Source organism: Amycolatopsis nalaikhensis (assembly GCF_030264295.1).
GTDB classification, from domain to species: domain Bacteria; phylum Actinomycetota; class Actinomycetes; order Mycobacteriales; family Pseudonocardiaceae; genus Amycolatopsis; species Amycolatopsis nalaikhensis.
Map to the genome: position 1 here is coordinate 6,839,414 of NZ_CP127173.1, position 12,445 is coordinate 6,851,858.

At 70.8% G+C, this 12,445-nt stretch carries 10 protein-coding genes; 6 read left to right on the plus strand and 4 right to left on the minus strand.

The window, feature by feature from the left end:
- Positions 1-2: 2 nt before the first annotated feature.
- From QP939_RS33490 to QP939_RS33500, 3 genes are all read left to right on the plus strand, one after another.
- The gene (locus tag QP939_RS33490; RefSeq protein ID WP_285450250.1) at positions 3-509 is read left to right on the plus strand and encodes an ATP-binding protein; all 507 of its coding nucleotides are present in this window, start codon (positions 3-5) and stop codon (positions 507-509) included.
- Between the two features lies 1 nt (position 510).
- Complete coding sequence (locus QP939_RS33495; RefSeq protein WP_285450251.1) at positions 511-1,476, plus strand: GlxA family transcriptional regulator; 966 nt, start codon at positions 511-513, stop codon at positions 1,474-1,476.
- 65 nt (positions 1,477-1,541) lie between these two features.
- Positions 1,542-2,168 (plus strand): response regulator, encoded by a 627-nt coding sequence (locus QP939_RS33500; protein ID WP_285450253.1) that lies wholly within the window; start codon positions 1,542-1,544, stop codon positions 2,166-2,168.
- On the opposite strand, the gene QP939_RS33505 is transcribed toward QP939_RS33500, so the two are convergent.
- Entirely contained in the window at positions 2,149-5,541 is a 3,393-nt protein-coding gene (locus QP939_RS33505) for an indolepyruvate ferredoxin oxidoreductase family protein (protein ID WP_285450255.1), read from the minus strand. The genes QP939_RS33500 and QP939_RS33505 overlap by 20 nt on opposite strands.
- Positions 5,542-5,698: 157 nt before the next feature.
- On the opposite strand from QP939_RS33505, the gene QP939_RS33510 reads away from it, so the two are divergent.
- Positions 5,699-6,145, plus strand: coding sequence for an Lrp/AsnC family transcriptional regulator (locus QP939_RS33510; protein WP_285450257.1), 447 nt, complete (start codon positions 5,699-5,701; stop codon positions 6,143-6,145).
- A gap of 345 nt (positions 6,146-6,490) precedes the next feature.
- Here QP939_RS33510 and QP939_RS33515 read toward each other — a convergent pair.
- Positions 6,491-7,650 (minus strand): IS3 family transposase gene (locus QP939_RS33515; RefSeq protein WP_434219586.1). Its coding sequence is split into 2 segments (ribosomal slippage): positions 6,491-7,369 and positions 7,372-7,650, totalling 1,158 coding nucleotides; the frame shifts between segments, so codons are not numbered across the junction.
- Between the two features lie 222 nt (positions 7,651-7,872).
- On the opposite strand from QP939_RS33515, the gene QP939_RS33520 reads away from it, so the two are divergent.
- Both QP939_RS33520 and QP939_RS33525 read left to right on the plus strand, forming a co-directional pair.
- Positions 7,873-8,154 carry a hypothetical protein gene (locus QP939_RS33520; RefSeq protein ID WP_285450258.1) on the plus strand — a complete coding sequence of 94 codons (282 nt, stop codon included), beginning with the start codon at positions 7,873-7,875 and terminating at the stop codon, positions 8,152-8,154.
- Positions 8,155-8,191: 37 nt separating this feature from the next.
- Positions 8,192-9,421 carry an HNH endonuclease signature motif containing protein gene (locus QP939_RS33525; RefSeq protein ID WP_285450259.1) on the plus strand — a complete coding sequence of 410 codons (1,230 nt, stop codon included), beginning with the start codon at positions 8,192-8,194 and terminating at the stop codon, positions 9,419-9,421.
- A 592-nt stretch (positions 9,422-10,013) separates the two neighbouring features.
- Here QP939_RS33525 and QP939_RS33530 read toward each other — a convergent pair.
- Both QP939_RS33530 and QP939_RS33535 read right to left on the minus strand, forming a co-directional pair.
- Entirely contained in the window at positions 10,014-11,636 is a 1,623-nt protein-coding gene (locus tag QP939_RS33530; RefSeq protein ID WP_285450261.1) for a thiamine pyrophosphate-binding protein, read from the minus strand.
- Positions 11,633-12,406 (minus strand): cyclase family protein, encoded by a 774-nt coding sequence (locus QP939_RS33535; protein WP_285450263.1) that lies wholly within the window; start codon positions 12,404-12,406, stop codon positions 11,633-11,635. The genes QP939_RS33530 and QP939_RS33535 overlap by 4 nt, the downstream gene beginning before the upstream one ends.
- Positions 12,407-12,445 lie beyond the last annotated feature (39 nt).

The window sequence follows — 12,445 nt, forward strand, 5'->3', positions numbered from 1 at the left end:
GTTTGAGCGCGCACACCTCCCAGATGGACGACATCCGGCTCGTCGCGCAGCCCAGCGCGGTGCCGGTCACGGAACTGTTCGTCCGCCTGATTCTCACCGACTGGTCACTGATGCCCATGCTGGAGCAGGTGACCGCGGCCGCGAAACGGCTGGTCGAGGCCGTGATCGACGCCGGCGACCCGAGGTCGCCCGCGTTCGTCACGCTGCGCCTGCGGCTGCGTGCCGACGTCTTGGCGGTCGAGGTCGACGACGACGTCCCCGGCCTGCCGGAACCGAAGGCGGGCCCCGGCGAGCGCGTGGGCGTCACCCCCGGTGCCGGCGGCGCCCGCACGACCTGGTGCGAGCTGCCCCTGCCGGGCGGGATGAACGCGCGCCAGGTGCGCCTGCCCCGGCGGCAGGACCGCCGGACCCTCGTCGACGAGCCGGTCTCCGGCGAGCCGGTGGCCGCGGACCCGGAGGTGCTGGAGCGCCTGCTCACCCGGTTGAGCGGCTGGTCCGGCCAGGGCTGACGTGCGCCCGCGCCCCGTCCTGGTCGTCCTCTACGACGGCGTCCGGCTGCTCGACGTCTCCGGGCCGCTGGAGGTCTTCGCCGAGGCCAACGAGCACGGCGGTCGGTACGTCCTGAAGACGGCTTCGCCCGGCGGCGCCGACGTCCGCACGAACACCGGGACGCGGCTGGGCGCCGACCTCGACCTCGCCGCGGCGGATCCGCGCGGGGCGACCGTGCTGGTGCCCGGCGGTCCCGAGTGGGTCCGCACGATCGCCGACGCCGAGCTCGTCGGTCAGATCCGGCGGCTCGCCGGCGGCGCGGACCGGACGGCGTCGGTGTGCGCGGGCGCGTTCGCCCTGGCCGCCGCGGGTGTCCTCGACGGCCGCCGCGCCACCACCCACTGGGACCTCACCGACCAGCTCGCCCGCCGCTTCCCCCTGGTGCGGGTCGACGGTGACGCGATCTTCGTCAAGGACGGCCCGGTCATCACCTCGGCCGGGGTCACCTCCGGCATCGACCTGGCGCTCGCCCTGGTCGAGGAGGACCTCGGCGCCGAGGTGGCCCGGCTGGTGGCCAAGCACCTGGTGGTCTTCCTGCAGCGGCCGGGCGGCCAGTCGCAGTTCAGCGTCCGCCTGGAGACCGGCCGCCCGCGCACCGAGGTCTTGCGCGGCGTGCTCGACGCGGTCGCGGCGGACCCGTCGGCCCCGCACACGCTGGCCGACCTGGCCGCCCGCGCCGGGGTGAGCACCCGGCACCTGACCCGCCTGTTCCGCGAGGAGCTCGGCCGCACGCCGACGCGATTCGTCGAGCAGGTGCGGCTGGAGTTCGCCCAGCAGCAGCTGGAACGCACGACCGACCCGCTGGACGTCGTGGCGCGGCGCTCCGGGTTCGGGTCCGTCGAGACGCTGCGGCGCGCGTTCGCCCGCGGCCTCGGCGTGACGCCGAGCGACTACCGCGCCCGGTTCCGGACCACCGGCATCGGCTGAACGGTTCGGCTTCCGCATCCGTACCTCCAGGCAGGGGAGGACGTGGATGCGAGGAGGCTGCCGCCGTGCGGATCGTGATCGCGGAGGAAGACGCCCTGCTGCGGGAGGGGCTGGTGCTGCTGCTGGGCAGCGAGGGGTTCGACGTCGTCGCCGCCGTCGACCACCCGGACGACCTGCTGGCGTCGGTCGCGGCGGAGGCGCCGGACCTGGCCGTCGTCGACGTCCGGCTGCCGCCGACGTTCACCGACGAAGGGCTTCGCGCCGCCCTCGAAGCGCGCCGGCGTGCGCCGGGGCTCGCCATCCTGGCGCTGTCGGCGTTCGTCGAAGACGGCTACGCCGGCGACCTCCTGGCCGCCGGCGGTGGCGGCGCGGGCTACCTGCTCAAGGAGCGCGTCGGCAAGCCCGGCGAGTTCCTCGACGCCCTTCGGCGCGTCGCGGTCGGCGGCACGGTCCTGGACCGCGACGTGGTGGCCGTGCAGCTGGCCCGGCCGCGGCCCGGCGACCCGGTCGCCACGCTCACCGCGCGCGAACGCGAAGTCGTCGCGCTGCTGGCCGAAGGCCACTCGGTGCCGACGATCGGCCGGCTGCTCGGCATCGGCACCGCGGCCGCGCGCCGCCACGCCGGGGACGTCAGCGCGAAGCTGCGCGTCCCCGACGAAGCCCGGGCGATGCTCAGCTATTTACGAGCGTGAGCAGTTCCGCCTGCTTCTCGCGGTAGCGGGCGACGTTCGCCAGCTTGACGTCCTCGTAGCCGCGCACGAGATCGGGCAGCTCGGCCAGCGCGAGGACCCGGGCGCGGTCGACGTCGGCCGCGGTGAAGGCGGTGAGCACCGTGCCGCGGTAGTCGTCGATCAGCTCGCGCTCGACGCGGCGCACCTCGGCGCGGCCGAACGGGTCGAGCCGGGTGCCGCGCAGCCGCCGCAGGGCGTGCAGGACGCGGAACGCGGGCCGGAACCACGGGCCGAGGCTGATCTTGCGCTTCATCCCGAGCGCGCGCAGCACCGGCGGGTGCAGGCGGTAGGCGTACTTCGTGCCCGCGCCGAACTGGTCCTCGAGTCCCGCGGTGAACGCCGGGTCGAGCGACAGCCGGGCCACCTCGTACTCGTCCTTGTAGGCCATCAGCTTGTACAGGTGCTTCGCGACGGCTTCGGTGACCTCGGTCGGCCCGTCTTCCAGGACCCGCACCTGCTCGACGAACTCGGCGTACTTCCGCGCGTACCGCTCGTCCTGGTAGGCGACGAGGTCCGGGATCCGGACGTCGAGCAGCCGCGCCAGCTCGGACCCGGGCTCGGCGTGCACCAACGCCCGCACCTTGGGCTGCGCTTCTTTCCCTGATTCAGCTGACGGGGTCGCGAGCGCGTCCGGGTCGGCGACGAGCTGGCGGCCGCGGCGGAAGGCCTGCAGGTTCGCGGCCACCGCGGTGCCGTTGAGCTCGATCGCGCGCTCGATCGTGTCGGCGGGCAGGCCGATCGCGCCGGTCTGGAAGGCCGCGCCGAGCTGCAGGACGTTCGCGAACTGGTCGTCGTCGAAGAGCTGCTCGGCGAGACCGCGCGCGTCGAGGGAAACCGTGCGTGCCGCCGCGGCTTCCAGCGGCGCGAGGACGCTGCCGGGGTCCGGGAAGGACACCGTCGTGTCGACGACCATCCGGCCGGTCGGCACCTCGGTGGTCGACACGACGGCCGTGGTGCGCGCGGGGTCGGTCACGCCGAGGTTCGCCGCGTCCGCCCCGACCAGCGCGTCACAGGCCAGGTAGAGGTCGCACTCGCCGTCGGCCAGCTTCGGGGCCTGCTCGACCGGCTCCGCCGTCACCTTCAGATCGGAGACGACGGCACCGCCCTTCTGCGCGAGCCCGGTCTGGTCGAGCGTGCGGACGTGGCGGCCGTCGAGCACCGCGGCGGTGGCGAGGATCTGCGTCACGGTGACCACACCCGTGCCGCCGATCCCGGTGATCCGCACGGTGAAGTCCTTGGCGGTGGCCGGCGGCGCGGGCACCGCGTCCGCGGCCAGCTCGCCGAGCTCGCGGCGCTGCTTCTTCCCGGTTGGCACGACGGTGACGAACGACGGGCAGTCCCCGGCCAGGCAGGAGTAGTCGACGTTGCACGAGGACTGGTGGATCGCGGTCTTGCGGCCGAACTCGGTCGCCACGGGCTGCACGGACAGGCAGTTCGACTTGGTGCCGCAGTCGCCGCAGCCTTCGCAGACGCGCTCGTTGATGACGACGCGCGTCGCGGGCGCGGTCTGCTTGCCCCGGCGCCGTTTCCGGCGCTTCTCGGCCGCGCACTCCTGCTCGTGGATCAACACCGTGACGCCCTTGATGGCGGCCAGTTCCTCTTGCGTGCCCAGGAGTTCGGCGCGGTCGCGGACCTCGACCCCGGCGGGGAGCTTGCGACGTCGCAGCCGCGCGGGCGCGTCGCTGGTGATCACCACCCGCTTCGCGCCTTCGACGAGCAGGAGTTCGGCGACCTTCTCGACCGGAAGCCCGCCGACGGCGTCCTGCCCGCCGGTCATCGCGACGGCCGAGTTGTAGAGCAGCTTGTAGGTGATGTTGACCCCGGCGGCGACGGCCGCTCGCACGGCGAGGCTGCCGGAGTGGGTGAAGGTGCCGTCACCGATGTTCTGCACGAAGTGCTCGGCCTCGACGAACGGGGCCATGCCGATCCACTGGGTGCCCTCGCCGCCCATCTGCGTCACACCGAGGACGGTGCCGACCTGGTCGGGCTCCATGAACAGGGCCATGGTGTGGCAGCCGATGCCGCCGCCGACGAGCGTGCCTTCCGGGACCTTCGTCGACGAGTTGTGCGGGCAGCCGGAGCAGAAGTACGGCGTCCGCGCGAGCAGCGGAACGGAGATCCGCTCGCGGCGACGGCGTTCCCGGTAGGCGTCGACGGACGGGATGCCGCGCGGCAGGACCTTCGCCAGGCCGGTGGCGATGCCGTCCGGGTCCAGCTCGCCGAGCTCGGTGAACAGCGTGCGGCCGTCGCGGTCCTTCTTGCCGGTGATCGCGGGCGCGCCGGAAACGCCGTAGAGGACCTCTTTGAGGGCGGTCTCGACGAAGGCGCGCTTCTCCTCGACGACCACGATCTCGTCGAGGCCGTCGGCGAACTCGCGGACGATGCCGGGTTCGAGGGGGTGAATGGCGCCGAGCTTGAGGACGCGGATGCCGTACTTCTGGAGGTTTTCCGCGTCGAGACCGAGCGAGCGCAGGGCTTGCTGGAGGTCCAGGTAGGACTTCCCGGCGGAGACGATGCCGATCCGGTCGGCGGGGCCGCGCGCGGTGATCCGGTTGACGTCGCTTGCGCGCAGGTACTCCGTCACGAGGGGGAGCCGGACGGTGAAGAGGCTGCGTTCCAGCGCGGCGAGGCTGGTGCCGAGCAGGCGTGAGGTCGGCTGGTGCCGGTACCCCTTCTCGAGTTCCGGCGCGTTCCACTGTGGACTGACGACGGCGGTGCCCGAGGCGTCGGCGACGTTGGCGACGATCTTCAGCGACGTCCACAACCCGCTGGCGCGCGAGAGTTCGACGGCGTGCATGCCGAGGTCGAGGACGTCCTGCGGGTCGGCGGGGAAGAGGATGGGGACGGCGAGGTCGGCGAGCGCGAGCTCGGACGCGCAGGGGACGGTGGAGGACTTGGCGTTCGGGTCGTCACCGACGAGGGCGACGGCCCCGCCGCGCGGGTCGGTACCGGCGAGGTTGGCGTGCCTGATCGCGTCGGTGGCGCGGTCGAGCCCGGGTGCCTTTCCGTACCAGAATCCGGTGACGCCCCGCCGCCCACCGGCACCGGCGACGAGCTGGCTGCCCATGACGGAGGTGGCGGCGAGTTCCTCGTTGAGCCCGGGCCGGTGGACGACGTCGTGCTTCTCGAGCAGGGTGGCGCGGCGCCCGAGTTCGAGGTCGTACCCGGCGAGCGGCGAGCCTTCGTAGCCGGAGACGAAGACGGCGGGGTCGCCACCGCGGGCCCGGTCGTGGCGGACGCGGTCGAACAGCAGCCGGACCAGGGCTTGCACCCCGGTGAGGTGCACGGTGCCGGCTTCCCGCAGGTAGCGGTCCTCGAGCGTGAACGTCTCCACGGCGCGGGCTCCCTTCGCGTCGATGTGCTTCCGGGCACAGTGCGACGCGGACCACAGCCGCGCAACAGGCCTGGGCGATTTTAGGTATCGGACGCAAACTTCGGTGGACTTTCGTGTCGGTTGGCTCGGAATTTTGCGTCCGGCTACGCTCTCACGCATGACAGAGGAGCTGCTGGACGCGACGGACCACGAGATACTGGGGCTGCTGCGCGAGGACGCGCGCCGGACGTTGTCGGACATCGCGAGCCGGGTAACCCTCTCGACGGCGGCGGTCAAGCGTCGCATCGACCGGTTGCGCGAGACCGGGGTGATCACGGGGTTCACGGTCCAGGTCGACCACGCCAAGCTGGGGTGGGGGATCGAGGCGTTCACGGAGCTGAGGTTCGTGGGTAACACGAAGGTGGCGGAGATCCTGCGGACGACAACGCGGATGCCGGAGGCCCAGGCGGTGTTCACGATCGCGGGCGACCCGGACGCGCTGGTGTGGTTGCGGGTGCGGGACATGGCTCATCTGCAGAAGACGATCGACGAGATCCGGCGGCACCATCAGGTCACCGGGACGAAGACGTTGATCGCCCTGGAATCGTGGTCGAGAGGGAGTTGACGGTGCTCGTCACGCTGGCTGAGCGGCCGGACCTGGCCGAGGCTGTCTACGGAATCCCTTATCCGGCGGGTTCTCCGCGGTTCATGGAAGGGAGCCTGGCGAGCCTGCTGGTGCGCGGACGCCGGGTGGCGCGTCGGTGGCCTCATCTCGTGGTCGCTTTGCTGGACGGGGAAGTGCCCGTTGCGCGTGGGGTGATGGTTCCTTTTCGTGGTCGTTCGCCTTTTCCCGCTCGGGGTTGGGATGAGGTGGCCGTCTGGGCTGCTGAGGACGCACTCGACGGTGTTGCTCCTGATACTGCCTGTGGGGTCTGCCCAGGGTTCGGTTGACACCGGAGCTGACTACTTCTCAGGCCGCTGCTGCGGTCGTGTAGATGGTCTCAAACTCGACCGGGGTGAGCTTGCCCAGGGCGCGTTGGCGGCGTTTGCGGTGGTACTTCGTCTCGATCCAGGACACGATCGCCAACCGGAGTTCTTCCCGGGTCCGCCATCGCCGGGTATCGAGAACGTTCTTTTGCAGCAACGAGAAGAATGATTCCATCGCGGCGTTGTCACCACAGGCCCCGACCCGCCCCATCGACCCGGTCAGCCTGTGGCTGCGCAGCAGACGCCGGTAGGCTGCCGACCGGAATTGGGCGCCGCGGTCGGAGTGGACGACGGTTCCGGCCGGGTCACGCAGGGCGATCGCGTTGCGCAGCGCGCTGACGGCGAGTGAGGCCCGCATGTGCGAGTCGATGGAGTATCCGACGATCTTGTTGGAGTAGCAGTCTTTGACCGCACACAAATACAGCTTGCCCTCACCGGTGGAATGTTCGGTGATGTCGGTGAGCCACTTGGTATTCGGTGCGGTGGCGGTGAAGTCCCGGCGGACCAGGTCGTCGTGCACCGGTGGCCCCGCCTTGTGGGAACGGCCTTTCTTCTTGGCGTGCGAAGAGAAGATCTGCTGCATGGAGCAAATCCGCCACACCCGGTTCTCCGAGGCGGTGAAGCCCCGGCGGGCGAGTTCGTCGGCGATGAACCGGTACCCGTCGGCCGGATCGTCGGCGTGGATCTCGAGCGCGGCGTTGATCAGGTGCGCGTCGTCGTAGTCCCGCTGCGAGACCGGCGCTGCACACCATTGGTAGTAGGCCTGCCGGGAGATGCCCAGCACCCTGCACGTCACCGCGACCGACACCCTGATCGGGGCGCCGGCCGCGGCCAGTTCACGGACGAGCGGGAAGACTATTTTCCCGGCAGATTGCCTTGGGCCAGGTAGGCCGCCGCTTTGCGCAGGACCTCGTTCTCCTGCTCCAGCAGGCGGTTGCGTTTGCGCAGTTCCCGTAGCTCGGTGGACTCATCGCGAGTCACGCCGGGCCGGGTGCCGTCCTCGACGTCGGCGGCGCGCAGCCAGTTGGCCAGGCACGACTCGGAGATTCCGAAGTCCTTCGCGACCTGCTTCAACGGGGCTTCGCCGCGGCGGGCGACGGCGATCACGTCGTCGCGGAACTCGCGGGGGTAGGGCTTGGGCACGGTGACATCCTTCCAGGCGAGGCCGGAGCCTCACAGGTGAGGTGTTAACCGAACCCTGGGCAGACCCGTGCTCTGGAAATAGCGGTGCATCCTTCTTGTCAGGGGCTGGGGCATTCTCGTACTGTTCTGGAGGGGATGCGTTCGGCTGTTGCCGCTGCTGGGTTGTCTTCTCTTGTCATTCCTGTTCGGCCTCCTGACAAGGCTTCTGTTCCTTTGGAGTCGATGGACGACTACGTCGCTCGGGTGCGGGCCGATGGGCTGCCTGCTGATCGGTGGCTGCGGACGCATGTTCGTGCTGGGGGGCGGATTGTGGGTGTTGCTCTTTGCTCGGCTACCGTTCAGGCGCCGCTCGATGATTGGCGGCGGTGGACTGGATTGGCTTTTGATCGTGATGGGTTTGTTGTTGTGCCTGGGGCCTTGGTGCCGGTATTTGTTTCTTTGGCTCATGGTTTTGGGGTTTACGTTGAGCCTAATGTTTGGATTTCCCATCACCTGATTGTGTGATGAACAGGCGTTCGATGTTCGGGGTAGTGTTGGCTGCATGGACGAGATGGCGATGCGGCGGGCAGGTGCGGTGGCGTTGGCCGACCGTGTCGGTGAGCTGCTCGCCACCATCCGTGCCGCTGATGCCGAACTCGGTGCGCTGCTGGTGGAAATCGAATCCCGTGGGGTGATGGACCTGTTCGGCTACCGCTCGGTGGCCCGCCTCTACGAGCACCTCGCCGACGTCCCGAAGGCTGCCGCCGAACGTGTGGTGAAACGGGCCCGGGCGTTGAATCCGGGCCGCAACCTCGACGGCACCCCTCTTGCCCCGGTGGCTGCTGCCACCGGCCGCACCGCCACCCGCGGCACCCTGAGTGCCCCGATGATCGATGTGATCGTCGAGACCCTGCAGCAGATCCCGGCCGAGCATCGCGAGGGTGCCGAACAGCACCTGCTCGGCCTGGCCGAGGACGCCGGGCACAAGCAGGTCGCGGCTCTGGGCGCCCGGATCGTCGCGCATCTCGACCCCGACGGCCCGGCGCCCGAGGACACCGAACCCGCCACCCCGACCCGGGAGTTGTTCCTGCGCCGCAAGAGAACCAGGATCTGGGAGCTGTCCGGCCGGTTCGACGACGAAACCGGCACCCGCGCCAGCGCGCTGCTGGACACCCTCGCCGAACGCCGTCACAGCGACGACGGCCCCGACGTGCGTTCCCCGCAGCAGCGTTATGGGGATGCGTTCTCCGACGCGATCGATATGGCCCTGAACTCCCCGGCGCTGCCGATGCAGGCCGGTGAACGCGCGCACGTGATGGTCGCGGTGTCCCTCAACGACCTCAAGACGGGTCTCGGCACCGCCACCCTGGGCGACACCGGCACGATGAGCGCGGCTGAGGCCCGGGTGCATGCCTGCGACAGCATGATCATCCCGGCGGTGCTGGGCGAGAAAAGCGAACCCCTCGATCTTGGCCGCCTCCGCCGCCTGATCTCGGCTGGGCTTCGCCGCGCCCTCTATCTGCGGGATCGGGGCTGCGCGTTTCCGGGCTGTCACCGTCCACCGCGGCACTGCCAGGGTCACCACATCCGGCATTGGGCCGACGGCGGCCCCACCAACCTGGGCAACATGGTCCTGCTGTGCGGGTGCCATCATCGACTGCTGCACCGATCCGGCTGGCACGTCCGCATCGCCGCCGACGGCCTCCCCGAATTCCTCCCACCGGTCTACCTGGACAAACGCCGAAAACCCCGACGCAACAACATCCACGAACCCCTACCGTTCGCAGCCTGACAACCGAACAACGGGAAAGGCCCGCAGCCACCGGCTACGGGCCTACACCCACGCCCAAGCAAACCGCCGCAACCGCCCGACCGCCGCCGCCCGCCCGGATCACCCCGGCAAGCCGCAGAACGCCAGTCTCAACCGCGACCGAACCGGCCACCGCCACAGCCGCGCGGCCGCCACTCCCGCACTCGCGCCCGCCCTACCTGCGCACGTCGCCGGTTCTGCGGCCGTGCCCCGCGCTGGCCGTCGCTCTTGCAACCGCGCCCCGCCCTACCTGCGGGTGCCGCTGGTTCAATGCCCGCGGCTCGCTTTGCCCGTGGGCACCGCTGGTTCGCGCTCGCGTCGCGTTCTGGCCGTGCGGGTCGCTGGTCCGCACTCGCGGCTCGCTCTGCCTGCGGGTGCCGCTGGTTCCGTACCCGCGCCCGCCGCCACTCCTGCAACGCGCCTCGCCCTATCCGCTCCCGCGGCGACCCCTGCACCTCTGGGCTGTACTTCCGCGAGCCGCCGCATCCAGCCGCCAATCCTGCACCGCGCGCCCTCCTCCCGCCCACGCCTGCAGCCACGCTCGCACCCGCTGCTCGTAGGACCTCGCGAACAGTCAATGCCGGAAAGCCTCCGCCAGCCACCACGATCCACCGTCATCAGCGATCTTCGCGTCGATCACCAACGGCCCTCGGCGCGGGCCCGCCAGCCACTCCCGCACCGCGAACAGATCCTCCGCCGACCGCACCGTGACACCGTCGCAGCCGAACCCGCGGGCCAACGCCGCCAAGTCCGTGTCGGGGAACCGGACCGTCGTCATGTCCGCCTCGCCGAAGTGGTGGATCTCCGCTCCGTACGCCGCGTCGTTGTAAACCACCACCACCAGCGGCAACCCCAGCCGCACCGCTGTGTCCAACTCGGACACCGCCATGTGGAACCCGCCGTCGCCCGTTCCCAACACCGGCAGCCGGTCCGGGCGGGCCAGGGCCGCTCCGATCGCCGTTCCCAACCCCAGGCCGATGCTCTGGAACGCCTGCGTGAAACAAAATCCCTCTTCGTCGGGCACCGACAAGTACGCGCTCGGGTATCCCATGAAATTCCCCGAGTCGATCGACACGATCCGCGCCTCCGGCAACAACTCGTCCAGCAGCTTGCTGAGCGTCCGCGGGTCGATGCGCCCGTCGCGGGACAGGTCCTCGTGCTCGACGTCGTTCCAGCGTCCGCTCGCGATCCGGGCCGCCACTTCGGAAGTGCGGTAACCCTCGCGCTCCTTCGTCGCCGCCAGCACGTCCGAAGCCGTGGCGGTGACGTCGCCGACCACGCCCAGGTCGATCGGGCGGTGGGCGCCCAGCGCCGCCTGGTCGACGTCCACCTGGACCAGCTTCGCGTGCGGGCTCAGCAGCTTTCCGTGGCGGGTCGTCCACATGTTCAGCGCGCACCCCCAGCCCACCACCAGGTCCGCTCCCACGATCAGCTCGGCCGCCACCGGGGAGGCGAACCCGCCCGATATCCCCAGCGCGAACGGGTCGTCGTGGAACAGGCCGTTCGCCACCGCCGATGTCGCCAGCAGCGCGCCACACCTCGATGCCAGCTCCCGCAACGGCTCCCGGCTCGCCCGGGCGCCGCGGCCCGCGATGAACACCGGGCGGTCGGCCTGTGCCAGCAACCGCGCCAGCTCGGTCACCGCCGTCGGGTCCGGGCGGACCGGGGCCGGTCCGGGGATCGGTGGGAGCCGGTCCGATGTGGCCGGTGCGGGCTGGGCCTGGACGTCCAGCGGCAGGTTCAGCACCACCGTCCGGCGCTGCTGACGCGCCGTGCGGAACGCCCGGACCGTGTCCGCGACCGCGCTCTCCGCCGAGTGCACCCGCTCCGGGACCGCGCCGACCGCCGCGGCCAGGCCGTCCTGGTCGATGCGGAAGTTCGACAGCACCGACGCGCCCGCGGAGTCGGCCGTGAGCACCAGCATCGGCGTGCGGCTCTTGGCCGCCTCCGTGATCCCCGTGACCGCGTTCGTCAGCCCGCAACCCTGGTGCAGCGACAACACCGACACCTTGCCGCTGATCCGGGCGTACGCGTCGGCCATGCTCGCCGCGCCGCCCTCGTGGCGGGCCGCCACGAACCGGACGCCGCCCGCGCGCAGTGCGTTCGTGACCTCGAAGTTGCCGCTGCCCACCACACCGAACGCCGTGCCGACCCCGAGGCCGGCCAGCGTGCGGCCGACCAGTTCGGCGACGTTCACCGCTCCACCAGGGCCAGCACGCGGGCCGGGCTGCCGGAGCCGCCGACGATCGGCAACGGCGAAACCAGCAGCAGCACGCCCGTCGGCGGCAACGTCGCCAGGTTCTGCAGCTGCGTCAGCCCGTGCTTGCCCGCGCCGAGCAGGAGCTCGTGGCAGGGGAACATCGGCTCGAGCCCCGGCGCCTGCCCGGCGTCGGTGCCGACCGTCTCGACGCCCAGCCCGGTGATCGGAGTTTCTTCGGCGAGCCACCGCGCGCACTCCGGCGAGACGCCCGGCGTGTGCGAGCCGGATTCGTCGGCGTTGAGGAACTCCTCCTGGTCCGCGCTGCGCGTGTCCCAGCCGGTGCGGTAGAGCAGCCAGCCGCCGTCGGGCAGCGGGCCGTGCTCGGCCGTCCACGCGCGGACGTCGTCGATCGACAGCAGGAAGTCCGGATCCGCCGCGGCCTTCGCGGAGAAGTCGAGCACGACCGCGGGCGCCACCAGCGTCTTCAGCGGCACCTGCGAGACGTCGTGACCGTCCTTTCCGGACACCCAGTGCACCGGGACGTCGAGGTGGGTGCCGGTGTGCTCGCCCGTGTGGATGTCGTTCCAGTACCAGCGGGGGCCGCGCTCGTCGTAGCGGCTGATCTCCTCCAGCCGGAACGGGATGGTGTTGGCGAACGGTTCCGGCAGCCGCAGGATCGGCGTGCTCGAGCTCAGGGGAGCGGTGAGGTCGACGATCTCGATCGCCCCGCCCGCGATCGCCTTGCCCAACCCGTCCAACAACGACATGCCTGCCTCCCGGTGCCGGTGTGCGTCTCGACCCGAGAA